27 protein-coding genes and 1 pseudogene are annotated in these 26674 nt (G+C 39.0%); 7 read left to right on the top strand and 21 right to left on the bottom strand.

Annotated features, from left to right (window positions below):
• Positions 1 to 24 precede the first annotated feature (24 nt).
• A complete protein-coding gene (locus ACYCS5_RS19375; RefSeq protein ID WP_459759995.1) occupies positions 25 to 1449 on the top strand; it encodes a pyridoxal phosphate-dependent decarboxylase family protein in 1425 nt (474 codons plus the stop codon).
• 198 nt (positions 1450 to 1647) lie between these two features.
• Here the strand turns inward: ACYCS5_RS19375 and ACYCS5_RS19370 are convergent, their stop codons facing one another.
• Positions 1648 to 2217, bottom strand: a complete 570-nt coding sequence (locus ACYCS5_RS19370) for an SF0329 family protein (protein WP_459761327.1) — start codon at positions 2215 to 2217, stop codon at positions 1648 to 1650.
• 54 nt (positions 2218 to 2271) lie between these two features.
• Positions 2272 to 3261 carry a tRNA dihydrouridine synthase gene (locus ACYCS5_RS19365; protein ID WP_330721278.1) on the bottom strand — a complete coding sequence of 330 codons (990 nt, stop codon included), beginning with the start codon at positions 3259 to 3261 and terminating at the stop codon, positions 2272 to 2274.
• A 1030-nt stretch (positions 3262 to 4291) separates the two neighbouring features.
• Between ACYCS5_RS19365 and ACYCS5_RS19360 the strand changes: the two genes are divergently transcribed.
• The 6 genes from ACYCS5_RS19360 (at position 4292) to ACYCS5_RS19335 (ending at position 9688) form a co-directional block, all read left to right on the top strand.
• Complete coding sequence (locus ACYCS5_RS19360; protein ID WP_431090299.1) at positions 4292 to 4432, top strand: hypothetical protein; 141 nt, start codon at positions 4292 to 4294, stop codon at positions 4430 to 4432.
• Positions 4433 to 4514: 82 nt separating this feature from the next.
• On the top strand, positions 4515 to 6020 hold the full coding sequence (locus ACYCS5_RS19355) for a B12-binding domain-containing radical SAM protein (RefSeq protein WP_459759994.1): 1506 nt from the start codon (positions 4515 to 4517) through the stop codon (positions 6018 to 6020).
• A 60-nt stretch (positions 6021 to 6080) separates the two neighbouring features.
• On the top strand, positions 6081 to 6770 hold the full coding sequence (locus ACYCS5_RS19350; protein ID WP_459759993.1) for a hypothetical protein: 690 nt from the start codon (positions 6081 to 6083) through the stop codon (positions 6768 to 6770).
• A 26-nt stretch (positions 6771 to 6796) separates the two neighbouring features.
• Positions 6797 to 8011, top strand: coding sequence for an MFS transporter (locus ACYCS5_RS19345; RefSeq protein ID WP_459759992.1), 1215 nt, complete (start codon positions 6797 to 6799; stop codon positions 8009 to 8011).
• Positions 8012 to 8207: 196 nt separating this feature from the next.
• The gene (locus ACYCS5_RS19340; protein WP_459761326.1) at positions 8208 to 9206 is read left to right on the top strand and encodes a tryptophan--tRNA ligase; all 999 of its coding nucleotides are present in this window, start codon (positions 8208 to 8210) and stop codon (positions 9204 to 9206) included.
• A gap of 194 nt (positions 9207 to 9400) precedes the next feature.
• On the top strand, positions 9401 to 9688 hold the full coding sequence (locus ACYCS5_RS19335; protein ID WP_459759991.1) for a hypothetical protein: 288 nt from the start codon (positions 9401 to 9403) through the stop codon (positions 9686 to 9688).
• Positions 9689 to 9747: 59 nt separating this feature from the next.
• On the opposite strand, the gene ACYCS5_RS19330 is transcribed toward ACYCS5_RS19335, so the two are convergent.
• From ACYCS5_RS19330 to ACYCS5_RS19240, 19 genes and pseudogenes are all read right to left on the bottom strand, one after another.
• A complete protein-coding gene (locus tag ACYCS5_RS19330) occupies positions 9748 to 11373 on the bottom strand; it encodes a recombinase family protein (RefSeq protein ID WP_459759990.1) in 1626 nt (541 codons plus the stop codon).
• A 90-nt stretch (positions 11374 to 11463) separates the two neighbouring features.
• On the bottom strand, positions 11464 to 11589 hold the full coding sequence (locus ACYCS5_RS19325; protein WP_010348683.1) for an SHOCT domain-containing protein: 126 nt from the start codon (positions 11587 to 11589) through the stop codon (positions 11464 to 11466).
• Between the two features lie 62 nt (positions 11590 to 11651).
• Positions 11652 to 12473: an Ig-like domain-containing protein gene (locus ACYCS5_RS19320; protein ID WP_459759989.1), complete on the bottom strand. Its 822-nt coding sequence runs from the start codon at positions 12471 to 12473 to the stop codon at positions 11652 to 11654.
• A gap of 93 nt (positions 12474 to 12566) precedes the next feature.
• On the bottom strand, positions 12567 to 12803 hold the full coding sequence (locus ACYCS5_RS19315) for a hypothetical protein (protein WP_459759988.1): 237 nt from the start codon (positions 12801 to 12803) through the stop codon (positions 12567 to 12569).
• Positions 12800 to 13090 carry a hypothetical protein gene (locus ACYCS5_RS19310; protein WP_459759987.1) on the bottom strand — a complete coding sequence of 97 codons (291 nt, stop codon included), beginning with the start codon at positions 13088 to 13090 and terminating at the stop codon, positions 12800 to 12802. Before ACYCS5_RS19310 ends, ACYCS5_RS19315 begins: the two co-directional genes overlap by 4 nt.
• Positions 13090 to 13401, bottom strand: a complete 312-nt coding sequence (locus ACYCS5_RS19305; protein WP_459759986.1) for a phage head-tail connector protein — start codon at positions 13399 to 13401, stop codon at positions 13090 to 13092. Before ACYCS5_RS19305 ends, ACYCS5_RS19310 begins: the two co-directional genes overlap by 1 nt.
• Positions 13394 to 13612 (bottom strand): hypothetical protein, encoded by a 219-nt coding sequence (locus ACYCS5_RS19300; RefSeq protein ID WP_459759985.1) that lies wholly within the window; start codon positions 13610 to 13612, stop codon positions 13394 to 13396. Before ACYCS5_RS19300 ends, ACYCS5_RS19305 begins: the two co-directional genes overlap by 8 nt.
• A gap of 97 nt (positions 13613 to 13709) precedes the next feature.
• Positions 13710 to 14540, bottom strand: coding sequence for a P22 coat protein - protein 5 domain protein (locus ACYCS5_RS19295; protein WP_459759984.1), 831 nt, complete (start codon positions 14538 to 14540; stop codon positions 13710 to 13712).
• A gap of 32 nt (positions 14541 to 14572) precedes the next feature.
• Entirely contained in the window at positions 14573 to 15187 is a 615-nt protein-coding gene (locus ACYCS5_RS19290; protein WP_459759983.1) for a DUF4355 domain-containing protein, read from the bottom strand.
• 288 nt (positions 15188 to 15475) lie between these two features.
• Positions 15476 to 16294 carry a phage portal protein gene (locus ACYCS5_RS19285; RefSeq protein ID WP_459759982.1) on the bottom strand — a complete coding sequence of 273 codons (819 nt, stop codon included), beginning with the start codon at positions 16292 to 16294 and terminating at the stop codon, positions 15476 to 15478.
• Positions 16295 to 16530: 236 nt separating this feature from the next.
• Positions 16531 to 17136: a CPBP family intramembrane glutamic endopeptidase gene (locus ACYCS5_RS19280; protein WP_459759981.1), complete on the bottom strand. Its 606-nt coding sequence runs from the start codon at positions 17134 to 17136 to the stop codon at positions 16531 to 16533.
• Between the two features lie 272 nt (positions 17137 to 17408).
• Positions 17409 to 19151: pseudogene (terL, locus tag ACYCS5_RS19275) on the bottom strand (phage terminase large subunit).
• Positions 19148 to 19315, bottom strand: coding sequence for a hypothetical protein (locus ACYCS5_RS19270; RefSeq protein ID WP_459759980.1), 168 nt, complete (start codon positions 19313 to 19315; stop codon positions 19148 to 19150). The pseudogene terL and the gene ACYCS5_RS19270 overlap by 4 nt, the downstream one beginning before the upstream one ends.
• Positions 19316 to 19331: 16 nt before the next feature.
• Positions 19332 to 20237, bottom strand: a complete 906-nt coding sequence (locus tag ACYCS5_RS19265) for an ANTAR domain-containing protein (protein ID WP_459759979.1) — start codon at positions 20235 to 20237, stop codon at positions 19332 to 19334.
• A gap of 466 nt (positions 20238 to 20703) precedes the next feature.
• Positions 20704 to 21405, bottom strand: coding sequence for a CPCC family cysteine-rich protein (locus tag ACYCS5_RS19260; RefSeq protein WP_459759978.1), 702 nt, complete (start codon positions 21403 to 21405; stop codon positions 20704 to 20706).
• A gap of 59 nt (positions 21406 to 21464) precedes the next feature.
• Complete coding sequence (locus ACYCS5_RS19255; RefSeq protein WP_459759977.1) at positions 21465 to 22997, bottom strand: hypothetical protein; 1533 nt, start codon at positions 22995 to 22997, stop codon at positions 21465 to 21467.
• Between the two features lie 43 nt (positions 22998 to 23040).
• A complete protein-coding gene (locus ACYCS5_RS19250) occupies positions 23041 to 23652 on the bottom strand; it encodes a hypothetical protein (protein WP_459759976.1) in 612 nt (203 codons plus the stop codon).
• Positions 23653 to 23749: 97 nt separating this feature from the next.
• Complete coding sequence (gene rlmD / locus ACYCS5_RS19245) at positions 23750 to 25558, bottom strand: 23S rRNA (uracil(1939)-C(5))-methyltransferase RlmD (RefSeq protein WP_459759975.1); 1809 nt, start codon at positions 25556 to 25558, stop codon at positions 23750 to 23752.
• A gap of 222 nt (positions 25559 to 25780) precedes the next feature.
• Positions 25781 to 26662, bottom strand: coding sequence for a diacylglycerol kinase (locus ACYCS5_RS19240; protein WP_013308843.1), 882 nt, complete (start codon positions 26660 to 26662; stop codon positions 25781 to 25783).
• Between the last annotated feature and the right edge of the window lie 12 nt (positions 26663 to 26674).

Genomic DNA, 26674 nt, shown 5'->3' with positions numbered 1-26674 from the left:
AGTTAAACAAAGGAGATGCTTATGATGAATCAAGAACTAAATCAACAATTAGGTGAGATTATTGAGCAGTTCATACATTCATTTATAGCAGAAAACAATAACATTCGATCTCAAAAAGTAATCAACACTGCAGATGGGGATACAATAGCTCATTTAAGGGGAGTTGGTTTTCCGAAAAAAGGAAGACCGATACAAGAGGTCGTCGATGAAATGAGGAAAAACGTCTATCCTCACCAAACCTTCATGCAACACCCTCGCTTTTTCGCATTGGTTCCTGGTCCAATGTCTCTTTACTCGTGGTTAGGAGATATCATGACTAGCGCCTATAATACCCATGCCGGAAGCTGGATGCTGAGTTCGAGCGCAAGCCTTTTAGAGGGGGAAGTGATACGGTGGATGTGTGACCAAGCAGGATATCCCAATACTGCTGGAGGCTTATTTCTGTCGGGCGGATCGCTGTCGAATTTGACCGCTTTAGCGGCTGCACGCAATGCAAGGTTATCCGAGCAGGAATATGCCATTGGAACTGCTTATGTTTCAGATCAAACTCATTCATCGGTCGCCAAAGGGCTACGCATCCTCGGATTCCGTAGTGATCAAATCAGAAAGGTTCCAAGTGATAAAAATTTTCGTATGGATGTTTCAGCCTTAGAGAAAAAAATAATGGATGATCAGGCGACTGGCATGAAACCTTTTGCGATCATTGCCACGGCAGGCACAACCAATACAGGAAGCATTGACCCGCTAAACGATATTGCTGACCTATGTGAAAAACATAACATTTGGTTACACGTGGATGGAGCTTACGGTGCATCGATTTTGGCCTCTTCGAAATATAAGCCCCTTTTGAGCGGAATATCGCGTTCAGATAGCATTACCTGGGATGCACATAAATGGTTAATGCAGACATATTCCTGTAGCGTAGTTTTAGCCAAAGAAAATCAACAGCTCAGAAACTGCTTCAGCACACATCCAGAATATTTGAAAGATGCCGAGACTAATGAAGAACATATTAATTATTGGGATCTGGGTCCTGAATTAACGCGGCCTGCTCGAAGTTTGAAACTATGGGTGACACTACAAGCTTTAGGAACTAATGCTGTCGGTGAAGCCATAGAGCATGGAGTTCAACTCGCAGAATGGGCTGAAGATGAAATCAAAAAACATAATCATTGGGAAATTGTATCCCCCGCTAAGTTAGCGATTGTTAACTTTCGATATGCGCCAACTGGATTATCTGAGCAAGAATTAGATTCACTGAATAGAAGGATCTCCCAAGAAATGACGACAAACGGATACGCCTCTGTGCTTACAACACAACTTAATGGAAAAACGGTTCTCCGAATCTGTGCAATTCACCCAGACACTACGGAAGATGAGATAAGGAATACAATTCAGCTTTTATCGAATATAGCAAGATCATTGAATGAGAGAAAAGTTTTTTTATGATGATAAATTATGAAAATGAAGTGCTACACTTTCTGTAAATAAATGAAAATGCTCAGCATTACGAAAATAAGAGGGGCACACCGCCCCTCTTTGCTGTTTTCCCAGACATCCAAATTATTTGCCAATGTGCAATGCAGCAACAATGAACAGCACTTAATCCTGACACGACGTGCCCCCATCAATGAAAGTTATTTATTTTCATAACGTACTACGCCGTAGTTCATAAAAATACTGCACAATGGGATGCTTTAACTTCATCTTCTCGGTCATGTTTAATATTCGCTTTTTTCCAACTCGTCTGTCCACTAAAGCTAGAATATTCAATAAGATATCATTACTCTCTAAGCTTTCCTCTATAGAAGTAGTTAAAAATTTATTAGCTACAACATTAAAATTAGATTTGCTTAATGAGGCCTGTGCTGATAAAAGCTCCTTTGCATGTTCTGATATTTTTCTACCTCTTGCAATTACTTGTAGACGCTCCTCGGGAACGTTCCCATTAGTATCTTTTCTAACCGTTTCAATTTCTTCATTGCTGATAGGAACTTGGATATCTGGATCATTCTTGATTTCCAACTCCGTCTGATACCATTTGATCGGACTAGTGATATCATTCATATTGAGTATGTTCTTCTTATCTACAGTTATATAACAAATCCCAGACTTATCAGGCAAATAACGGTAACTGGTCGCTCGGTATTCGACTCTTCCGTCTAACGCAGGACAGCGGAAGCTCTCCAGTTGTTGCTTCAATTTACTCCAGGACATATATCCTCCTATGTTTTCAATGCCTACTAACAGCCCGTCTCCCAACTTGGCAATTTAATTTCCACGTTCCTCTACCTCATCATGATCCTTGCTTCCAAACTCATCAAGCAATGTACGCACTTCACTTGTTGATTTGGCGTTCATTAAGCTGTTTCTGAGTTCACTTGCCCCTCGGAATCCACGGACATATATTTTGAAGAAGCGGGCGAGAGGGCTGAACGAACGTGGCTCCTGCGCTGAATAATGATCATGGAGATCTAGATGAAGCCGTAGCAGTTCAAGCAATTCCTCACTGCTGTGTTCCTTCGGCTCCTTCTCAAACGCAAATGGATTCTGGAAAATACCACGCCCAATCATAATGCCATCCACACCATATTGCTCAGCGAGCTTCAAGCCGGTCTGACGGTCCGGAATATCTCCGTTAATGGTCAGCAGTGTATCTGGTGCCACCTCATCACGAAGTTTCTTAATCTCCGGAATTAGTTCCCAGTGAGCGTCTACTTTACTCATTTCCTCTCTTGTCCGCAGATGAATGGACAAATTCACAATGTCTTGTTTCAAAATATGGGTCAACCAGTCGCGCCATTCGTCTACGGTAGTGAAACCGAGCCTTGTTTTTACACTGACGGGCAGTCCCCCGGCTTTGGCGGCCTGAATGATATCCGCTGCGATTTCGGGACGGCAGATCAGGCCGCTTCCCTTCCCATTCTCGGCTACATTCGCTACAGGACAACCCATATTAATATCGATGCCTTTGAAGCCTTCTTTCGCCATACCGATGCTCATTTCACGGAAATATTCCGGCTTATCTCCCCAGATATGGGCCACCATGGGCTGTTCATCCTCTGTAAAAGTCAAACGCCCGCGTACACTTTTGTTCCCCTCCGGGTGACAATAACTCTCTGTATTCGCAAACTCCGTAAAAAACACATCCGGTCTGGCTGCTTCACTTACGACATGGCGAAACACAACATCCGTCACATCTTCCATCGGTGCCAGTATAAAAAAGGGTCGTGGCAACTCACGCCAAAAATTATTCGTCATATCAAAAACTCCTCTATAAATACCAGGACAAATCTTTGGTCCCAAAATGGTAAAGCTAATCTGTTCATGTCCTTGCTTCTTCTTCACATATAACATGTTTAAGCAACGTAGTTCAAACGGCAGTATATGTTAAGCTTAGACATCTAAATGAGTATATCATACTCAATAGAGGAGCATACTCCCCAAAAGACTCGCAAAAAAAGGAAGAGCGCCGCCCCTCCTTGCCAGCAACACTGTACACTTCACATGCCATTGTAAATAAAATATGTTCCCGCACTCAACCTTAAAGCGATATTCTGAATGCAGGAACATATTAAAGTTTTTCTTAAACCCTGTACATCACTGCTTCTTATGTGCATTTCCTAAATAGTCATATCATCCATGTCACCTTTGCCCCACCGCTGCTCCGCCTTACAGCCACAAGGCTTCACAGCCTCTCACTCACGCTCTCACCCAATTTCTGCCTGCAATAATAGTCGTAAGAAGAAACAGAGGAATTTCTGAGTCGGAACGGGAGTAATCGAGGTCAAAAAAGCAATTAAAGTCGAACTAAGGGTAGGGGGAATGACAGGAAAAATATGGGGATAGGGCAAAAGAAAATCGAAGGAAATGATCGAAAAAAAACAGGAGAAAAACCGCCTCTGTTCAATGATTAGCGGAGATTTGGGCGAACTTTCTATGTATTGCGGTGGAAATAGGAAAAAGAGCCGAGGAAAACAGGAACGGAACCCCTTTCTCGCTCGGCTCGTAACACGACTTTTTATGCTTTAGTACGACTGTTTATGCTTTGAGATGACTTTGTGTGCTTCTCATCTCGATATATTACTACCACGCACTCCACATGTGTCGAGACGATGAAGAGGATATATGACTTTGCAAATTCTATTTTTCTAGTATGTAAATTAGATTTCAAAATTTCATTATTCGACAATAAAAAACAAAAAATACATTATTAGCTATATACGTTTTTGGAACAATGTTGGATAATTATGGTGTACCATAAAATACTATTTTTCAAGGAGGATTTGCTATGAAACAAGACAAGAACGTCAGTAACAAAGATTTGCAAAACTTGCTCAGATCATTAAGAAAAGTTGAAGGTTCAAAAAGTCCTGCTGAACTCAGAAGTTTACTTTGGGGTTCCTTAACTGATTTATCTCCTGAACGTTAATTGTTAAAGCTGTGGAAATGAGGAGCTGACATACTGCTCCTCATTTTTACAACATTATTTACTTTGAAAGGAGAGACAGAATTTGAAATTATGCTTACTTACAATTAATGCAGAAGGCTTTGATTTGCCTCCGTATGGCATTTGGATACTTAAGGCATTCATTAATAAGTATGCCAGTGTAAACTCTATCAACGTTGACGTAATTGTTTCAAGCTTTAATTACCAAACATCAAATGAAACCGTTGTAGATTACTTGAACAACATAAATTGCGATGTAATTGGCTTCTCCATGTACATATGGAATCATATCCAAATAAAAGAGCTTATACATGAATTAAAATCAAAACAACAATTCTTCAATACAAAACTAGTCCTAGGAGGACCACACGTTAGCTTTGACAACAAGGAATTGAAAGAATTAGTTGAAAACAATATATTAGATGCGTTAGTTGTTGGAGAAGGCGAAAAACCATTACTCCACATTTTAAAATGCCTCTCTATGAACCAAAATATCACTGCATATAAAGGTGTTTATACTCTTTACAAAGAACACCCTGAATCATCTTCAGATTTAATAATTTATGATGATAATGAGAACATCAATTACTTACCTAATCCATACATCGAATTACCTGAACTGATGGATGAATCGCTAGAAAAAGAAAGTATTCAATATGAAACTTCAAGGGGATGTCCTTTTAATTGTACTTTTTGTGATCAAGGGCATAAACCATATAAAAGTATCACAATGGAACGTATCGAAAGTGATTTGAAATTCTTTGCTGATAAGAATACTAAACATATTAGTTTTCTTGATGGTACATTTAACCTTAGCAATAAAAGAACAATCAAACTACTGAATCTGCTTACAACGCATAGTCGATCGTGGACTTTTCATGCGGAGATAAAACCAGAAAATTTAAAATTAGAAGAAATTCAATTAATGGCCCAGGCAAACTGTCTATCAGTAGAATTAGGATTACAGTCTGCTCATGAGAAGACTTTGCGTTTAATTAAGAGAAGAAATAATTGGAGTAAAATAGAACAAAACGTAAAATACCTCATCGACTATAATATTGAAGTTAATGTCAATACAATTATTGGATTACCTGATGAATCCCTAAATGATTGGTACGAAACATTAGATTACTGCTTCAATTTAGGAAATGTAAAGATTCTTTCTAATGTATTAAAAATACTACCTAACACAGTAATGGCGGAACAGATCAAACAATTCGGTTTTGATTTTGATAGCACGAATTATACTATCAGAAAAACAAATACATTTAAAAAAGAAGAAATTGAAATTGCAACTGTAATTAATAGACTTGTTGATTTATTTTGGAATAGAACAGGTACTCCATCAATTATTAGGACTATAACAAAAGAATTATTCAACGGAAGATTCAGTTTATTTTTAGAAGAATTGTTTTATTTTCTTCTAAAAAAACCCACACTCCTTGAACAACAATCCTATTTTTATGATTCAATATATTCATTTACTCAATCTTTGGGGATTCAGACTGAATTAAAAAAGATAATAAATAATCAGTTAGAAAAAGATTATTCTTTAGCGAGAGGTCTATAGAAAATGACTCCATTCCATGTGGAAATAAACGAATTGCATTCGTATCTTGAGACATATAGCTTGAAATACGGTTATTATTCTGTTACCTCACTCGTCATTAAATATAATATATTAATATCTATATTAAAGATGTTTATTAATCTAAATGACGAGAGTGACAAAGCTGCTTTATCAGTACAGCTAGAAAAAGCAACAAAAATCCTTCAAGATCATTATGACAAAACAAGTCGAGTAATGTTGGTTGAACATAATTTTCATATAATAAAAGAACATCTCAAAAACCAAAAAATATTTCTAGAATATGATTATAACTACTATATCAAACATTACCAACCTACTGCTCAAAAAGTACAAAATGAAACTCACGCATTAAAAGGTAATTATTCACATTTACACCATATTATCTCTGATAATGTTTATATCTATATAGTTGATAAGTATGGTGAATTGATTATCTACCAACAACCTATTTCAATTATTGATTTGGTTTTTAGAAAAGAATTTAAATCAAATCAAGGGTACTCATTAATACACCCATATTTAGTAAAAACAAAAGACATTATTATTCAAGGAGCAGGAGAGATTATATTTGTGAAAAACAATTCTAAAGAGATAAAGGGATGCGTAGTAAATAATAAATCAGGACATTTTATGCCTCCAGAGTCTACCCTACAAAATGTTAATATGGCGCTCAAGGATACTTTTAAGAACAACATTACAATAATTAATATAGCAATCAAAAAGTTTTAATAAATTTATCCTTTGGAGAATTATATATGCTGACACTTTTAAAAAAACCTGCCTTCCTTGTATTATTTATTTGCCAAGGGCTATCCCAGATTGCAAGCGCGTTCCATTTAATCGCATTACCATTGTATGTTTATAAATTAACAAATTCATCTGCACTAACTGGTTTAATATCTTTTATTGAAATTATAACAACCATTTTAGTAAGTTTGTTTGCAGGAACTTTTATTGACAGGAGCAATAAAAAAAACATTATAGTAATTTCCGAAATTTGTAGATCACTTATTATTTTTTATTTAATTTTCATTCCAGAAATTTATGCGCCTTGGATACTAATCCTTATAACCATTATGACAGGAATTACTTCATCATTTTCGGCTATAACCCAAGTTACAATAATTAAATCACTAGTTGATAATAAAAATCTATCTGAAGCAAATTCACTATTACTACTATTAAACTCAATTGCCTTGATTCTAGGACCCATATTGGGAACAGTTTTTATTGAACATCTGAACTACTCAGGAACGTTTATGTTGAATTCTGCTTCTTTTTTAATTAGCGCTATTGGATATTGTTTTATAAATACTAGATGGAATGAAACACAAAAAACCTTAATCAACAAAAATATAAACATCATACAGGAACTAAAAGAAGGATTCGATATACTTAAACAAAATCAAAATCTGCTCTCTACTCTTACTTCAACTTGGGTTATAGCATTAGGAATAGGGGCTAATAGCATTCTCTTTATTCTTCATTTTCAACAAAATGGAGTGTCCGTCCAAAATATAGGAATGTACATGTCATTTCAGGGTTTTGGATTATTAATTGGTACAATCCTTTTTTCTAGAATCAGCAAAAAATTTGGAATGAGAAAAACATATGTATTTTCAATGATTGCTATAGGCATTTTTTTAATATTGTTTATTAACATATCTACAATAAACTTTTTAATTAGTAATTTACTTATTTTTTTATTTGGAATTAGTTTATCATTTTTCAATATAGCTATTAAAAGTATTATTCAAATAAATACTAGTTATGAATACATCGGAAGAATTTCTTCAATTAATCGTGTTTTATCAAGAAGTGCTTCTTCAGTTTCAATTCTAGTAGGCAGTTTATTTTCCTCCATTATATCTCCATCTTGGATACTAACAATACTAGGTCTATTTATTGTTTTTACAAGTTTGTATACAGGGATGAATCTTAAGGTGCTACCCTTCATCAAAAACAACTAATATTATATGCTATAACCAAATTTAAGTTCTTAGGGTAGGTCAACTTAGAGAGCAGTGTATATTCAAGCCAAAAGTACAGCATTATGGACTCTAAATTGCTAAATTGCTTATGTTCAGACATATGAAATTCCTATACAAATTAGCCCTTTTAATGATATTATATACTAAAAAAAGAAGAGATGGTGATATTTTGAATATTCAAAAGAAAGTCGCATTAACTGGTATTAAACCTACTGGTGAATTACATCTAGGGAATTATATCGGTGCAATCAAGCCGGCAATAGAACTATCTAAAGTAACCCAATTTTCTTCTATTTATTTTATCGCAGATTATCATGCATTAACGGCATTAAAAAATGGCCCTAAAATGAAGGAATTCATATATAAATCAGCCGCTACTTGGTTGGCTTTAGGTTTAGATCCGGAACAAGTTATCTTTTATAAACAATCTGATATTCCTGAAATCTTCGAACTTTCTTGGATTTTATCATGTCATACTTCTAAAGGGCTATTGAATAGAGCACATGCTTATAAATCCATAAGAGATAAAAATATTGAAGCGGGTATAGATCCAGATACTGATATAAATATGGGATTATATACATACCCGATTTTAATGACAGCTGATATTCTTTTATTCCATTCAAATGTAATCCCTGTAGGTAAAGACCAAATTCAGCATGTCGAAATAGCTAGAGATATTGCTCAAAGCTTCAACAGTTTGTATGGTGAAACTTTTACCATACCCGAATATCAAATAGCCGATCAGTCGTCAGTATTAATTGGTGTTGATGGAAGAAAGATGAGTAAAAGCTATAATAATACTTTACCTATTTTTTCGGATAGTAAGACCCTTAAAAATATTATATTTAAAATAAAAACAAATTCCTTGCCTCCTGAAGCTCCTAAAGATCCTGACGATTCAATTTTATTTTCTCTGTATAAGGAATTTTCCGATGAATCTCAAGTTCATAAAATGCGTGAAAGATTTTACGAAGGAATTGCCTGGGGAGACGTAAAAAAAGAACTGTTAGCGACAATAGAGGACTATTTTAGAGATTCACGGAATAAATACTTTGAATATTTAAACGACACAGCATATCTTGACTCAATTCTTAAAACAGGAGCTCAAAAAGCAAGAGAAATTGCTTCTAAATCACTTAAAGACATCAAAAACAAAATCGGCACTGTTTAAAACTAATGAAACATAACGCTCTCTTACTGTTTCAATTTTCATCCATATTTATTTATCACAGTCAAACTACTAAGTAAAAAAGTATTAACTATTCTAAGTTCCCATAATAAACGGTATAGGATGAATTTATTCTTGCCATCCCTCCCCATCAGAGTTAACATACACACACTTCAACAACGGGAGGGAAATGTACTATGTCAAATTGGCCAGATTGGTTTCAAGAAGCATTACGCCAACGATTTTATCAGTTAGAACTCGCCAGTGAGCAACAAGTTTCATGCCCACCAGAGGACAACAATCTATTCACTCAAATGGATCAATTTAAAACCAACCAAAACGAGGATATCCAACACTTGTTATCCGAATGGGAAGAAGCCATAGGTTATCAGCTAAGTCAGGACAAACAGTCCATCTATATGGAAGGAGTAAAAGACGGGATTCGATTGATTCTTCCCGTCATACAACCCACAAATATTCGTTAGCCCATTGATCGCATTAACCTATCAATTCTCAGGTCATTAATTCCTTTAACAATGATTTATTAATGTTCGATGATTTCATCTATGCTCATTCCACTTTTCAAGGTAAAAACAAAATGCGCTGATGAGAGAATGGTTATCTTCTCCACCAACGCATTAAATAGGCTATCATCAAATTGTTCCAGCATATCTTGCCGCGAACTTAAAATTTGAATAATCTCATCGACTCGTTCCTTGATTTTTGCTTGCTGCTCATTCTCTTCTTCCAGTGTCAACTTCTGTTGTCGTAGCTCGTTTAGCTGACTGGAAAGTCTGTTCGTCTCTTCATCATATACAATCTCATCAATCTGATTCCGCAGCTTGAGATTCACTAACTCCTTCAAGTCGGATTTCAATTGTTGCATCTGCCCTTCGATATCCAATAGCGGTTCTTGCTCTACTTTGCTCGAAAGTGCCGATTCAATATTGTCTTTCAGCGTTTTAATCAACCTTTTCTTGTTCTTATACATCCGATTGAACAATCGTACAAACGCGGAATGTAAAACTGGTTCATCAACCGATTTGGCATCACAGGCTACTTTCCCTTCATTGACATACGTTTTGCATTGCCATACCACTTTTTTGGATGGATTATTGCTGTTCCAGGTTCGGCGTTTAAAAATGGCTCCGCAGCATCCACAATATACTTTACTGCTCAGTGCATATTTACTGGAGTATCTTTTACTCTCCCCCATTACGCTCCCTTTCAGCTTAGCTCTCCGTTCCTTCTCTTTTTGTACCGCATCGAATATTTCCTTGGATACAATCGGCTCGTGGTTATCCTCAATTAAATATTGCTGCTCCTGTCCTTTATTCCTTATTCGTTTGTGGGTTAGAAAATCTACAGTCACCGTCTTTTGCTGAAGCAAAGCTCCGTAATATTTCTCATTGGTCAGAATTAAGGTAATCGAGGAATCCCACCAAGTATCGCCACCCGTGATTGTTTTAATCTTATCTCGCATCAATCCTCTAGCTATCGCCTGATAGCTTTTGCCATCCAAATATTCCTCGTATATACGCCGCACAATGTCGGCTTCCTTCTCATTAATGACCAGTTCACCATGTTCATCCTTATCATAGCCGAGGAAGCGGTTCGTGTTACAGAAGACTTTACCGTTTTGGAAGCCACGCAGTATTCCCCATCGGCTATTTTCAGAAATGTTTCGGCTCTCGTCTTGGGCAAGGGAACTCAGGATGGTCAGCAATACTTCACCTGTGGTATCCAGTGTATTAATATTCTCCCGTTCAAAGAATACAGCTGCTCCAAGACTTTTAAGTTCCCGTACATATTTCAATAAATCCAGTGTATTCCTAGCAAATCTCGAAATGGACTTGACCAGAATCAGATCCAGTTTACCGTTTCGAGCATCCTGTATCATCCGATTAAAATGCGTTCTATTTTTGGTGTTGGTTCCACTGATGCCTTCATCGGCGTAAATATCAGCCATTTCCCATTCTAAGTTGTTTTGAATGTATTGAGCATAGTGATTCACCTGATTGGTATAGCTCTCCTTTTGCTCCTCGGAATCGGTACTAACTCGGCAATAGGCGGCGACTTTCTTCTTTTGAATAGATTGGATTCCCTCTACGATGTCCATCGTTTTAATGGGAACGATCACGACTTTTTTTGCGGTTGCGGCTTGTGCCACAGACGTTTCTCCTTTCGATATCTTCTTTATACGGTCACATGTTATAATACGTGCGGTACATCATCAAGTCCATTTCTGTCCATGTTACAGCTACTTGAAAGACTTTTTATTAAGCTCATCAATCGCTATGAACTCTTCTTCTGTAATGACATGTTGTGATCTCAATTGCTTCAATAGGCTCAGACTGAGCAAGTAGTCGATGGATTTTCGTTGCATATGTATGTGCTCCTTTAAAATAAAAATGGCTCACCTCTAGGGCAAGCCGATAGATATAATGCTTAGAATAAATTCTTAAGGCTAATGGTCTTTTCTATGGTAATACTAGGATCACTTACTAAGGTGGCTGTCAGTACAAGGGCTTTATTGTTCGCTCCACTACTGCTTCCGGCTTTCACTGTCACGCTATTTCCTGTGCTGGCTGTTATGCTTCCCATGATCGGAGTTGAATCATCTTGATTTCGTAGGCTCCACTCCACAGACTGGTCAAACACCTCTGTTCCATGATCATAGATATGACTGACGTATGAGGCACTCTGGCCTGTTTTAAGCGTAGGATTACCTGTAATGGCTATCGAATAGATATGCGTTCTCGTTTCGACGACCCCCATTTCAATCGTACTCAATATCGTAGGGTGATACGTTAGTTTTGCAGTAATACTTGCTTGTCCCAAAGCAATGCCCATAACCTGTCCTTGCTGATCTACGCTAATTACACTCGGATCACTGGATGTATAGGTAATTGGCGGATTCGCTATCTCATTCCCATTATCCGTAGCAGTCACATTCAACGGTATTGTTTCGTTTAGAGGTACATGAGCTATCGTTCCATGGTTTATTTGTAAAGCATATATATGAGCAGTCTCATATTTCCATCGGTCTGCAATGTTATTTTCCACGTCATCATAAGCTGTATTTATGCTGTCTAATGTGCAGCTTAACAGGATAATACCATTCATCGTACGATCCATTCCGACTATTTTAAATGGCTGATGAGTCATATAAAACCGTTGGCTTAATGTAATGCCCCTCGTATCTGCATTGTCTTCTACGGTAATCAAGATGTTGCCCTCTGGCATAGAGATAACTTTACCTGTTTCCATTGAAAACGGTCTAGCTTCCACCACAGCATCAAACCATTTCACCTCTCCATTCCAGTTTAGAGCTAACCTTTGATTACATTTTTTTATCCTGCCTCAACACGACTTTTCATTTTGATCCACCTGACTGGTGATCAGATAACGTTCATCACGATAATCCACAATATCTCCTGTTGGTAAGGGTGTTGCTGCACGAATGAGTTTTTCATCGGTGTTTTGAATATGATTTGTCGCATCTCGAATGAGAGCAAGTTGACGCACACCATTGATATGCACAAGCTCTCCCTTCTCTCGCAGGAAGAAATCAAACATCGACTCTAGGCTCCTTGTCACTCCTCCACCGCCAATGCAAAATCCGGCTTGCAGCGATACAGGTACAACTCCACGTAATCACTCCATTCCTTCATATCCAGAATAATAAAGACATCCTTGCCAATTCGGATATAGCCATTTGGCTTCCATAAGGATTCCAGTGGACAGAAAGCTTGATATGTCGTCTCTAGTACGTAACCATCTTCAAATGAAAAATTTTTACGATAAGGTTGTACATCTGCCATCACTGACAGAATAGGTTTGAAATGAGTAGCATCTAAAATTTCCAGCTTAGTATCGTAGAACATCAGTCCGTCCCGACCTTGATTTTAGGTAGAGGAAGAGCAAGTTGAATACTTACCGGAATGCCTGTTTCGTATGTAGCTGAGCGTTCACCTTCCTGTTTATTTATAAGCCCCGTCGAATCCCTATTCTTATAAAGAAACACCGCATAATCGACCATGACATGATCATATTCCACAGGCAGTGTCGCCACATTACAATAGCCATAAATGTTACTCCTCGCTTTATTCAAATAATGGATCAGGATATCATCCTTGGATAAGTCTGTTGGTTCCATGCCTAATAATCGTTTCATCAAATCCATTAGCTCACTCATGTGCTGGCTCCTGTTCCTCCTTTACCTGTGCCTTCTCGGTACGCTTCATGCTCTTGGTAGCTTGTACTTTCGTTTGGGCTGCTTCTTGCTTAGTCTCATCTGGTTGAAATCCCTCCACTTGCTCATAATGCCCACTAGCCTGTAACCGCAGCATTAACTCCTGATCTGTGACTTCCCATGTGCAGCCTGTTTCTTGATTCAAAAACCACATCTTATCACCCTCCAAAAATGAAAAATAGGGCATCCAAAACGGATACCCCGAACGTGTTTCTTCTATTATAATGTGTTTTCATATCATCTACTTTCAATTAAGACTTATTGGCCGTGAGTACGGCGAGAGCTTCAGGCTTGATACATTTGGCTCCAAACACTTGCAATCCTTTTACTGCATCTGAAAATTGTTTCTCTGGTCTGAAGGCTTCCACCGAATCCACTTGCCCGGCAAACGAAATCGCACTCTTATGACCTGCGATGATTTTATACTTGGCTCCTCCTGTATTTGGCACATTGTTGGATTTATAAACGGTCATGCTATCAATATCTCCCACATAACCTGTGCGGATAATGTTCGAGTCCTTGGTGAAACGAGCATCTTTCAGTAGCAAGCCATAGTACCATGCAGGAACCACCACAAACCGTTCGCTTTCCGGTACATTGTTCTCATCCAGCAGCACACCTAAATCAATTAGTAAATCATACGCCGTTGAAGAAGTTGGAATAATAGGTGCTGTATCATTGCCAATTGTATTCTCAGCTTTGACTTCCGTATAGAATCCAGCAAGATACTGATCCACTACATTGGCGAGTCCATACGAAGCTTCCACGATTCCACCATCCAATAAGTTTACATTCGCTTGAGCATCATCGACATCATCCACTTGAAAGTTGAAATACTTCGCTTGATCAATCACCAACGTTTTTTGCGTGGCATCCAGTTCCTGCGGATTACCGATCCCTGCAATTTTATCATAATTACCAATCGTTACTGCCCCAATGGAATTGATTTTTACGGTGGAGCCTTGACCTTGGATCTCACCTTCATAATCGGTATTGATCACATTTCCATACACCAGATTCTTCTTCAGACTTTCATTTAAACGTGCGCTCCAAATGGTAGGAATAAAATGTTGTACTGTCATATTCTAATCACCCTGTCCTTTTCTATTGATTATTATTTGTTTTGTAATGCTTGTTTGACTTGATCCCAATGTTGATTAATCTCGTTTGGCGACATTCCTTTAATCGCATCCAATGTAAATGTGCTACTTGTTGAACTAGCCGGAGGGGTATATCCTTCCCCTTTAAGTCGTTGCTCCACTTGCTGCTGTACAGCCAATTGTAGCGATTGTTCCAACATAGCCAAATTCGCTGTCGTCGCTTCTTCATCCGCACCAATAAAGAAATCCACTAGCGGGAGTGGAAGTTTCTTCTCGGATGCTATTTTTACCGCTTGACTGGTTAACCGCTCACGTTGCTTCTCTAGCTTCATATGCTCCACTTCGGCTCGTAGCTTCTCAACTTCGATTTCTTTCTCACCCTTAGCCGGGAATCGCTTCTTGATCTCAACATCTACTGCACTTTCCAAATGATTGGCTTTCCACGTTTCCAGTGATTTAGCGGATCGTTTGTCCACTGTGCTATCGAACCAACTTTTTGCTTCCTTGTTGGATTGAATGAATTGCTCTATCCCTTCTACGCTATACGGATTCAAACTCGGAAGAAACGTTTTCCATTCCTCATTCGTTTGGTTTTCTTCAATGAACTGCTTCACTTGTTCTAAATTCATTTTCAATAATCTCCTTTATCGCTCATCCGACTCACAGAACCGAACACGCTTATGTATGTATGGAGCCGTTTAATGTCATGCTCAGGACAGTGTTGTTACGCTTTAGAAATCACAAAAACGAGGAAAAGGTACAAACATACCAACTCCCCACTTTTGCCTGTTTTTCAACCTTTGTTTATGCGTATTTTGGATCACCTAATGCATAACACCGAGTCTGTATAGTTCGAGCTTTCAAACACGCATATGTATGTTGAATTCGTTTAACGTCATATCTGATACACAATGAAGTTACGCATTAGAAACCGCAAAAACGAGAAATAGGTACAAATATACTCCTTCCAGCTTGGCATTTTCAATCACCAGGTAGGCATTGCGATGATCTGCGATTTCATTGACCAAATCAGAGTTCAAAGCGTTATAAGCATCAAATAAAGAAATCACATCATGGAAGCCACTTTTTCTCTCCGTATTAGCTGGGCAGGAGATGAGCGGTACTCTTCCAAAGATGTGATTATGTTTGCCGATATATTTCAATTCAGTTGCTTGGTCCTGCTTACTCTGAATGTGTTTATCATCGTTGCCGATTGTATAATGTAGAATTTCATGATCAGTATACACGTCAAGGTACACTTGCTTATCGAATCGACGAGTAAATTTATGTAGGCCAAGTAATACGTTTCCTTCTGCTGTTCCATCTCCTAACACATACGCATTTAAAGGGGACAATACGGTGGCTGAAAACTGGCCATCGGAGTCGATATAGTTTAACTCAAAACTCTCACCAAAGATTTCAGATTGTTTCCGAAGCTGCAGATTATGCTCTTTATCCCAATGACTCATATGTACATCTATGTTATGTATGGCTTCATCCTGATCCGACTTGGACACATAGCTTACTGGCTTACCGAGCAGATAGCCAACTTCATTATCTACAAATTTACGTGGGAAATTGAAGATAAGCTTTTGATTACTTCGGCTTTCTTGCATGGCATAGTTCTTGAGAATAGCATGTTGACCATTGTAGTAATCTGCATATTTCTGTTTAATTAATGCAGCCGACTGGAGTTCGTTTAGACATTCTATAATAATTTGTTCCGTAATTTGCATCTCATTGAATCCTTTCAAAATGGGCTATGTAATGGTTGCTTTTTAATTTTCGGTTAAATAAATAAGGAACCACCTAATTAGGTAGTTCCTTGTTAAGGTCAATTATTTTATAACTTTTAAAAAAAGGAGTTTGGATTCCAAAAATGTTGAGCATCTCTCCACATTCTGATCCCCCCCTTTTTGCAATTGAATTCTCATTCTCCGGTATGTTTGCCGCCTAAAAGGAATAGATACACTCACTGCCTTAAATAAACAAGAATATTATAGACACTATGTCCAATTGTTGGAGCCCATATTGAAAAAGTCTTTTTATATATGAATCCAAGAATGTATCCTACGAGAAATATGGTCACATAGTTAAGAAGTGAATATCCTGAAATAATACCTATTGGAAAGTGTATTCCCATAAAAAGTATTGCTTGTATAAAGTTATATCCCTTTACCCGATGGTCTCTTAGTTTATTCATAACGAATCCCCGGAACACCACTTCCTCAGAAAACGCCGCTAACGGTGTAATGATCCATCTGATTCCTATGTCAAAACTAAAACCTTTAAAGATGGCAAGCTCAATTACTACCAATACGAATCCAATAATTCCGCCTGTAAATACTCCCTTGATAACATTGTGTTTTAATTTCAAGTAGCTGATGATTTGTTGCATCCTTAATTGATCGATACATACGAAATAAATGGTCACCAACCCGATCCAAAAAATCAGCTTTATCAAAACGGATATCAAAAAAAGCCCCAAATCAGATACTTTGGGATGAAATGTTAGCTCCTTAATTGCCCAGCCCATGTAAAAAATCAATATAAAGTGAACAAATTTACTTTTAGTCATTTTTTTGTTCCTTTTAATAAATTTCAGCTGATAGTTTAATGTTACCATAAATAGATCTGTAACTCTAATACCAGTAGCAATTTTAGTTTAGCGTTTTTCAGGATAAATAGAAGGGGTAATGACACTCTAAAAATATTGCATATCTCCCATTAGTTTAATGAGGCTGCATATCATCTCAGCAGTAGGATTGTGTTGTAGTATCTATATAGTAATTTTCCCCATGCATAACTATCAGATTGGATTAAATAAAGATTGAGTTTTTAGCAGAAGCCTTAAAATAACAAGCTTCTATCATAAAATTTCAGGCTTTTCACAGACTGAATCAATTGAACATCCCCATAAAGTGAATCTGGCGCATCATCGTATGTACAGTTTCGATTGTAGTCCTTCACCTGAGGTTATCTGCATTGAATAGAATATGACCCTTCTTCACTTCCGGCTCCAAGCTAATAATACGTTCATGCTTCTGCCCCTTGGAATGTACACTTTCCACGGGTGTATGTATCTTCGCTTTCCATAGCTCTTCTTCAAACTTTTGCTTCATATAGCTTTGTGCCTGATTCACTTCAAAGCCCAGCTTATCTACAGGATAAAGATTTAATTTTTCAATAGCCACGTGGAATAAATCATCTGGCAGCAGTTTATAAATATTTCCATCCACCACATACATCTGCTTTGTCTTTCGGTGCTGACCAATAATTGAAATAGCCGAATAGTCATTTTTCTTCCCGGCTTTAATGGCTGGATCAATGTACATGGTCATTTCCATATCCTTAAATTCAGGCAACCTGTCCCAATACATGAGATTCTGAAATATGTATTCGTCTGTTGAACGCGGATCATTTTGCAATTCTTTATAGAAACTCTTTTCACCCATGGCTTGCTTCTTGCACATCAAATAATAATAGTCTAAATACTCGCTCCACAAGATTTCCGTACCCTTCAGCATTTCCTCTTCATTCGCCACAAAAAAAGACAAGGCAGTATTGATCCTATCCTCATCCTGCAAGTTATTATACATCCGTTCCCACTCTGACCATAGATCATCCCGTTCTGAAAATTGAAGCACGGCTGTTTTACGAACACTTCTCACACCTGGGATTTTACCCTTGAGCAAATCGGCCATAATATCTTCTTCATTCAAAATGGTTCCACAGATTAGAATATTGATATCCCTTGTGCCAATAGGCAAAATGACATCCGTAAACGTATTTTTAATTTGTTCTCGTTTAGCTTCGGATCGTGCCGTATCCTCCTTGAGCAAATCATCCATTAGAACCAAAGTAGGACGATGATGCTTATAATGGATACCTCGAAGTGAACCGTCAATCCCGCGAATCATAATGCAGGAATCCAGTCCCCCTTTACTCTTGAGCCATTTTACTTTCTCAGCAACTTGAGAAGGAGTAGGAAAGCCTTCTTTGGTCAAGGTTCTAGCGATTGAATCAAAGCCTTTTCCCTCCAAGTAAAGCCGATACACCCGCCTTACTACGTCAGGCGTTCCATCATTTCTGATGAATAGTTTCCCTTCCTCCACAGTGTAACCGTAAGGAGGAATAGAACCCTTAAACTTGCCTTTTTGAGCCTGAGTGCGTGATACAGCTTTAATCCGCTCACTTGTTCTCTGTGACCCTTGCTCATACATCCATGCATAAAGCCCAAACATACTACGGTTGCCTTCGATAGTGTTAGCGGCATTATCTATCAAGTGTTATGATATGAGTGCCACTTCTTTCTGCCATATCTTTTATCTCGTATGATAGCTTTCCGTTGCGAGCCAAACGAGATAATTCTTTGGCTAGAATGACATCAAACTTCCGTTGTTTTGCGTCCTCTATAAGTCTTTGCAAATTCGGACGTTTGTCAGTAGTCCCACTTTCAACATCTTGATAGATTCCGTATAACTCCCACCCTTTTTCCTCAATAAAATTAAAGAAGAGGGATTGTTGATTATCAAGGCTTTTCTTTTGTTCTTCTTTATCTGTAGAAACACGAATATATACTGCACATCTCATGATAAAATCTCTCCTTTATCACAAGATGCATCGGTGTCAGTACCTTCATTATACTCGTTTTCGTTAAGTTCTTCTAATACCCTTTCAATTTCGGAATCAATCAACGGTAGAAACAAATCTAAGAAGGACTTACCTTCTTCTGCAAAGATTCTGATAGCTGTCATAGTAGCCCCTCCTAGATTAGTTTATAGCCGAATAGCTAATTTCAAGTGGACTTAGTATAGTAGCTTGAGGGCTCGTCTCAAGTAATTTCATACGATTACTGAATGTTCCCTGATTGTATAGTCGTTTCATCGTTGCATACCCAAATGCTTTACCCAGTGAGGTAAAACCAATTAGCGTTTCCGCTACTTGCACACTCTTCAGTGATTCAAGCCATTCAATTGTTAGTTCTTGAGTTCCACTAAATACAAGGTGCGGACTGATTTTTCGAGTTATAAAGACAAAGAACTCCTTAGTAAGCAAATGTTTTGCTCGCTTGTCCATCGAGTATTCTCTCATTTCGTGTTCGGAAGGGGAAACCTCCATTCTCAAGATACCTTTCGCCTGCTCAATTACACTCGTTGGTGCGTATTTTCTTCGCCGTTCTTTCTCCTTGTCATAAAACATAATTCTACTGCTGTTGTTCTGCCAAATTACCGTTTCTGTTTGGTTGTAAGTTACAGTATCTTTTCTCGGATATTTCATCAGGGATAGTTGAAAAAGATAGTCTGTAACCTTATTTCCAACATTAAAGTTCCAACAGACATCAATCCTCTTCACTTTCCACTCGCTACGGTCAATATCAACTTTTAATACATTGCGTAATTGATGAGAAAGTAATGTGTAGAAAACTTCGACATCCTTTGTTGTTAGAAGGAATATATTTTCATTGAAAATGAATTTGGGAATAGATAATTCCACTTCTAGAACAAAGGTAGGCGAGTTATATTTTACAAATGGAATCTGATTACATGCGAATGTATAGACATCTGTAATCAATCCAGTATTTTTATCAAGATATGTTGTTACCTTTGCATCTAGTGTTTCAAGAACAATAGACTCTACTACGATGTTCTCAGCTTTCAATCGAACTGTATCAAACACAACAAATCTCTCCCTGTAATATCAAAATTTTGTTGGTAATTTAAGGTGTTACAGGAACTCGAATTGGTGTGCACAGCCAATTAGTCCTTACACTAAGAATGGTCGGGGTATCCTAACGCTTAGTTGCGATACACTACATAACCTTCTCACCGTATCTATCGTGGAGACTATGCACTGTGTTGCGAGTAGTGCTTTTTTTATTTTAATTTCACAAAAACGTGAGAAAGCGAAGGTAGGCTAATTACACCGTTTAATGATGGTAACTAACCATTTTACAGTTCTCTCAAGTACCGTCACTTAAAGGAATAGGTTATAATTTTAGAGCATTATTGTACGCACAAGAATTTCAGAAAAAAATAATACTGGGTCGATAATGGTTACACAGGCTAATGATGCGAATTTGTGTTTAATCGACACCCACCCCCTCCAAATAAAAAACGCCTCAGAGATAGTCTCTGAAGCGTAATTAGTTGCAAAACATATTTATATCATCTAAAGCTGAATGAGCATGCCCTCTAACAAACTTACTTTCATCATTCAAAGCATCATTAATAAGTGGAATAATTAGTTCCTTATTAACCGCTCTGTGTATTCTAGCAATATGACCAAAACATAAAATTGCTATTCCTCTTATATTTCCGTTTTTGTGCTGACTATATCGGACCATAAGGTCTTGTACAAACTCTCCATCATCTGCATTTAATGCTAGGGAAAGCAAGCCCTTTACGATTGTATCAGGGTCTTCGGAATTAATTAGGTTTATTGTTTCTTGATTTCTCTCTATGTTATTACTGTATCGTTCTGTACTTTCGTGGACAATATTTGCTAATACATTTTCAAGAGAAACAATCTCATTCCATATTTGTTTAACGGAATCATTGGTAATAGTTTTTAGCTTATCAAATTCAATAATTAGGGCCTTCTTAGTTAATATTTCTTTTTCTGACTGTCGTAGAATGTTCCTTTTATCTCTGTACATTGTGTAATTCTTTTTAAAATTATTCCTTGCCTCCATTAAAGAGTAATCTGTATTAGGACCGCCCCAAACTTCATCTGCATGAGGGTCATCTTGACCGTCATCCTCCCAATCACATAAACAACAAATCTCCCAACCCCGTCTTTCTTCTAGTGTGGGATACCCACAGCAGGGACAATTAAATCGGTTCATGTAGCATTGACCTTTCTTTTATCAATCTTGCCATTACAGACAGTGTTAATATCAGAGAATTAACTTATAGTTAACTCTCTCGTTACAATCTTTTTTAAATCATTTATAAAATGTCTATCTCTCACTACAGAGGAAGTAGATATTAACTCCCACCATAGGGAGTTTTCATAACAGAACGATTCATTTGATTCCTCTTGGCGATTTCCGACTCTCCAGTTTTCACCGATTGTCAACTTATCTTTAAACCTAACAACCGAGGTATAAATTGCATCACCATCTATTACATATTGTCCCAAAGTGTTTTTTACCTCCACATTACATGGATAAGCAGCGACAGCATGAATATCATTTACTACATCTTCATACAAATGTTTCAACTCATAGAGTGCTGATAGGTCAATCACTATTGTTGCTACGTATGACTCCCGTCTTCTTGGCAAATTAATAAAATCATACGCATATCCTAACAAGGTTTTGATTTCTTCTTCTTCGTTGGAATAAGGGCTTGCTAACCCCGCTTCTGATAATTCATATCTATTACAAATCCATACTGCAACTTTTCTAATAAGCAGAGTACACGAATCTATCCGATTAAACGCTTTTAAAAGTAAAGAGGAAGAAACTATTGAAATTGCATATTTATCGGAAATTGGAGAGAGAAAACCGGAATTGTTGTTTATTAAGGTTTCTAGTATGTCTGCTGTTTCCTCTGCTAGTGATACCTCTTGTCGTTTAATTTGAAGTAAACCAAGAAGACCTAAAACCTCCATTAGTTGTGAACATATTACCGGATAAGCTATGAAGGATAAAACTCCCCTAGTATGTTGATAGAAAACTGACTCGTTCTCTCTATAGGATTGTCTGATTGGCTCGATAAATCTAATTGCATTAACCATAAAATGGTCCTCTGCCAGTCTTAAACAATCTTTTGACCACTTTGGTATAGACCCGATATCATGCAACGCATGTACCATTGCTCGTACTGGAAAAAGACTGACGTATGTTGCCAGAGCTAACCTATTTGTATTTATTAACTCATGAGTGAATAGTGTACACTCTAAAATTACTCCGAGAAAGGAACGTTTATCCTTAGATAAACATTTATCTATCCATCTTCGGGAATATTGCTCTAATTCCTTAAAATTCGACTCGTTTTTCTTTAGTTTGGACAGCATTTGTAATAAATCCGGTGTTTCTTCAATCAGCCCTAAAGGACTAATTCCACCATTAAGCATCATCTCTATTAAAGTGTCGATATCCCATACTTTAAACCCTATTTTTCCTTCAGATTTACATCTATCATTGTATTGTTGCGCAGATACGGTAGCCCTACCAACGAGTCTACCCGTTGTAATAAGAATGATCTCTCTTTCTAACTCTTCATCAAATGAAGGATGAGAGAGAGGGTTAATCCGTGCCTCTTCGATTTGCCATCTAATTTGACCCCAATCAGCAAGTCCGATGTTTCCACCTTTTGATTGAATTACATATTGAACTGTCTTTTCACCTTCTATTTTTTTCGCTATAAAATCCTTTCCGAACTCGAACGCACCATGAGTGAAATGAATGTGATGGAAACCGTTCTTCAACAAGATGCAAAGAAGGGGGATGTCAAATTGCCTTTCGTTCAATGTTTCAATATAACTTACGAGTACGTTTCTTAGCAAAGAAATCATCCCTCTTCCGTGAAATTAGCTCTTCCATTTGTTTTTGTTGCTCTTCGCTCGGTGGGTTATCTTCAAGAACCTTCCGCATGTTGGGATGTATGAACAGCGTAGGCATGTTCGGACTACCATCATCATTAAAAGTAATCTCTATTTTCTCCAACAATTCTAAGAACAAGTCGAATGAGAAGGGTTGCCCTCTACCATCTACCACCTGACCGCTAGCATCACATACTTCCCCAAAAAATCGAAAAATTTGAGGGACGAGCGATTCGATTCCTGAATCAGATGCTTCATCAATACTTTTCATCAAAGCCTCAACATCAGTCCTCAAAATCACATCAAATGGTGTATTAAACTTCATTTCAATTTTTGCAGGTTCTTTGTCTAACATAACTTCATCAGTACTTGTCCGCATACGAGCAGGCCCTTCATGACTAACTGTCCCTATTCCGGACAATAGTTCATTCTTTAACGACATGAATGACCTAGTGGTATCTTGGAAGTAATTTATAAAAGCATCTTCATATTCAGGAAGTGCGGTAATAATCTTTGCTTCGTGTTTTAAATTTGGCTTTTCCATAACTGCACCACCCAATATAAATTAATACCATTATACATTTTCTTCCTACAAGAAAAATAGCCCCTCATTAGAGGAGCTAAAACATCGATGCATCTATTCAATCGATTCTTACCAGTAGTGAACAGCACTCCACATGAACCGTATGCGGAAACATATCTACAGGCTGTACTTCCACTGTACTATACCCGCCATCCTCCAGTATCCTTAAATCCCGCGCCAGTGTGCTTGGGTTACAGGATACGTACACCACGCGCTCTGGCTTCATCTCCAGAATGGTGTCGAGCAGGCGTGGATCGCAGCCCTTGCGAGGCGGATCGACGACGATAACGTCGGCGGTGATCCCTTGCTCTTTCCATGCAGGAATAACGTCCTCGGACGCGCCTACCTCGAACTTCACATTACGCATTTCGTTCAATAGCGCATTACTCCGTGCATCGTCAATGGCTTCTTTGACGATCTCCACCCCATACACCTGGTCTGCATGCTGAGCGAGGAATAGAGAAATCGTACCGATGCCGCAATACGCATCAATTACCGTTTCTTTGCCCGTGAGACCGGCATATTCAACGGTTTTGCCATACAGTACTTCCGTTTGTACGGGATTCACCTGATAAAAGGATCGCGCGGAAATCGCAAACTGGACGTTTCCAATGTAATCGTAGATCACGTCACGACCCCACAGTATACGAGTCTCGTCGCCAAAAATAACGTTCGTTCGCTTCGTGTTCACGTTCTGGCATATGCTTGCCACGTGTGGGATATGCTCACGGATACTGCCGATCCATGCATCAGCGTGCGGAATATCTCGTCCATTCGTGACGAGCACCAGCATCATTTCACCCGTGCGAAAAGCGGTCTTTACAACGACATGGCGCAGTAGCCCACGTCCGGTTTCTTCATTATATGCACTGATGCCCAGCATACGGCCAATCTCTTTCACACGTGCGACAACTTCGTCATTACGCTCATCCTGAATGAGACAGGTGTTCATATCCACAATCCGATGGCTGCCACGTGCGTAGAAGCCACCGACAAGCCCGCCCTCGGTGACACCAATCGGCACCTGGGCTTTGTTGCGATATCGCCAAGGCTCACTCATACCGAGTGTATGATGCACGACTACGCCATGTACACGCGACATACTGTCGGCATTTCCATCCGCATTCATGGCCGAATCAGCAGTCGTGACTGTATCGGCCTCACCATCTGTATCCGCAGAAGCAGCCACAACCTGTGCAGTATGCTCTCTGGGCTCTGTAGCCACACTCAGCTTCCCGATACGCTCCAGCACATCCACCACGTGTTGCCGCTTCCAGCCCAGCTGCGCTTCGTAGCTCATATGCTGGATCTGGCAACCACCGCATTGATCGTAGATGGCGCACGGAGCTGCAATTCGGTCTGGGCTAGCCTGCGCGATATCCAGCAGCTTGGCATAGCCGTACTGCTTTTTCGTTTTCAGCACCTTGACCCGTACCTTTTCACCTGGCAATGCACCCGGAACGAACAGCGTAAAACCCTCGACACGTCCTACACCCTCGCCATCGTGGTTCATGCCGATGATGTCTATCACGGCCTCATCGTTCTTTTGTACAGGCAGATCGCTACGCTCTACACTAGACCGGTTACGATTGGAAGCATCATGACTTCGTCTACCGTTGGAAGAACGACGAGTATCTCGTCCGTTCTTTCTCTTCTTCCGATCCGAATCATTCATATTTTCATTCACATTTCCATTTTTATGTTTGATTTCGGCTTGAAGTAGCCCATTTCCAGCTCTAACTTGAGACTGTTCTGGTTCGCTCTCTCTTGTCGCCTTCATAGTGTTTTGGTGCTGATTTCCTTGAACAGGAGTTGCTGTTGCTGCATTCTGGCGGCTTTTTCCACGTCCGCTACGGTTATTCGTCATGAATGTCACTTCTTTCTGATCTTCTTTTTATGCGGTATTTTCTTTCGTACGTCTAATTTGAACGGTCATCTAAACATACAAACATCAACTCGAAAATGCCGTTACTCCCCACGGAGAACGGCAAGAACCAATATGCTCACACAAAAAAACAACTACCTACTCTGCATTCCATATACTATATTGCGTTGCCGTCCGGAAGCAGAAATATTTCCTCATCATTCCTCACCGGAAAACATTCAAATGATGCGGTAAATTCCGGAAGGTCGCTGGCAAAGTGCCCCCCAGTTCGCCATCCAGATTAAGCTGGACATAGCCGGGTGAGGTCACTTCCATGTAATCTGTTTTGAAATAAACAATCTTCTTGTCCTGCAAATGCTCACCACGCAGCGCAAGGGTTACCAATCGGATCATTTCCGCCAGATTGCATTTCCGCACAGCGATGACGTCAAGCAGTCCATCATCTATTGTCGCCCCAGGAGCAAGCTTTTCAAACCCGCCCACCGAATTCGTATTCGCAATCAGGAAAAGCATAAATTCGTCGTGGATCACTTCCTGACCCGATGCCTTGATGATCAGCTCCTGTGGAGCAAGGCTGACCATTTTCTCCATACCTTTAAAATAATACGCCAACTGGCCAATCATCGTTTTTAGCTTGCTCGGAACTTCATACGTAAGCTCGGTTAATGTTCCCCCGCCTGCAATGTTGATAAAGTAGCGGTCGTTCGCTTTTCCGATATCCAGTGGCTTCGGATTTTGACGAATAACGAGGTCGCAATAATCCTCCCAGTGCTTGGGGATGCCCAGTGCTCTGGCGAAATCATTCGTCGTCCCCAGAGGAAACACACCTAGGGGCGGGCGGTTTTCTCTTTCAGCCATCCCGTTAATGACCTCATACAATGTACCGTCGCCACCAGCGGCGATAATCATGTCATACCCACGCTCAATGGCCTCTATTGCGGCACGTGTTGCGTCCCCTTCACCCGTAGTTGCATGGCAAGAGGCTTCAATACCACCTTCATCCAGGCGCTGCAAAACATCCGCAAGACGACGCTTCATTTCCTCACGCCCAGAGGTCGGATTATAGATTAATCTAGCTCTTTTCATTCCGTTACGCCA

This window comes from Paenibacillus sp. SEL3, from assembly GCF_054602585.1.
This window is presented reverse-complemented; position numbering and strand designations above follow the sequence as displayed.

Coding starts and splice junctions, on each gene's coding strand:
- ACYCS5_RS19375 (WP_459759995.1), top strand. CDS start 25: ATGAATCAAGAACTAAATCAACAATTAGGTGAGATTATTGAGCAGTTC.
- ACYCS5_RS19370 (WP_459761327.1), bottom strand. CDS start 2,217: ATGTCCTGGAGTAAATTGAAGCAACAACTGGAGAGCTTCCGCTGTCCT.
- ACYCS5_RS19365 (WP_330721278.1), bottom strand. CDS start 3,261: ATGACGAATAATTTTTGGCGTGAGTTGCCACGACCCTTTTTTATACTG.
- ACYCS5_RS19360 (WP_431090299.1), top strand. CDS start 4,292: ATGAAACAAGACAAGAACGTCAGTAACAAAGATTTGCAAAACTTGCTC.
- ACYCS5_RS19345 (WP_459759992.1), top strand. CDS start 6,797: ATGCTGACACTTTTAAAAAAACCTGCCTTCCTTGTATTATTTATTTGC.
- ACYCS5_RS19335 (WP_459759991.1), top strand. CDS start 9,401: ATGTCAAATTGGCCAGATTGGTTTCAAGAAGCATTACGCCAACGATTT.
- ACYCS5_RS19325 (WP_010348683.1), bottom strand. CDS start 11,589: ATGCAACGAAAATCCATCGACTACTTGCTCAGTCTGAGCCTATTGAAG.
- ACYCS5_RS19320 (WP_459759989.1), bottom strand. CDS start 12,473: ATGGAAACAGGTAAAGTTATCTCTATGCCAGAGGGCAACATCTTGATT.
- ACYCS5_RS19310 (WP_459759987.1), bottom strand. CDS start 13,090: ATGTTCTACGATACTAAGCTGGAAATTTTAGATGCTACTCATTTCAAA.
- ACYCS5_RS19305 (WP_459759986.1), bottom strand. CDS start 13,401: ATGAGTGAGCTAATGGATTTGATGAAACGATTATTAGGCATGGAACCA.
- ACYCS5_RS19300 (WP_459759985.1), bottom strand. CDS start 13,612: ATGTGGTTTTTGAATCAAGAAACAGGCTGCACATGGGAAGTCACAGAT.
- ACYCS5_RS19295 (WP_459759984.1), bottom strand. CDS start 14,540: ATGACAGTACAACATTTTATTCCTACCATTTGGAGCGCACGTTTAAAT.
- ACYCS5_RS19290 (WP_459759983.1), bottom strand. CDS start 15,187: ATGAATTTAGAACAAGTGAAGCAGTTCATTGAAGAAAACCAAACGAAT.
- ACYCS5_RS19285 (WP_459759982.1), bottom strand. CDS start 16,294: ATGCAAATTACGGAACAAATTATTATAGAATGTCTAAACGAACTCCAG.
- ACYCS5_RS19280 (WP_459759981.1), bottom strand. CDS start 17,136: ATGACTAAAAGTAAATTTGTTCACTTTATATTGATTTTTTACATGGGC.
- ACYCS5_RS19270 (WP_459759980.1), bottom strand. CDS start 19,315: ATGACAGCTATCAGAATCTTTGCAGAAGAAGGTAAGTCCTTCTTAGAT.
- ACYCS5_RS19260 (WP_459759978.1), bottom strand. CDS start 21,405: ATGAACCGATTTAATTGTCCCTGCTGTGGGTATCCCACACTAGAAGAA.
- ACYCS5_RS19250 (WP_459759976.1), bottom strand. CDS start 23,652: ATGGAAAAGCCAAATTTAAAACACGAAGCAAAGATTATTACCGCACTT.
- rlmD (WP_459759975.1), bottom strand. CDS start 25,558: ATGACGAATAACCGTAGCGGACGTGGAAAAAGCCGCCAGAATGCAGCA.
- ACYCS5_RS19240 (WP_013308843.1), bottom strand. CDS start 26,662: ATGAAAAGAGCTAGATTAATCTATAATCCGACCTCTGGGCGTGAGGAA.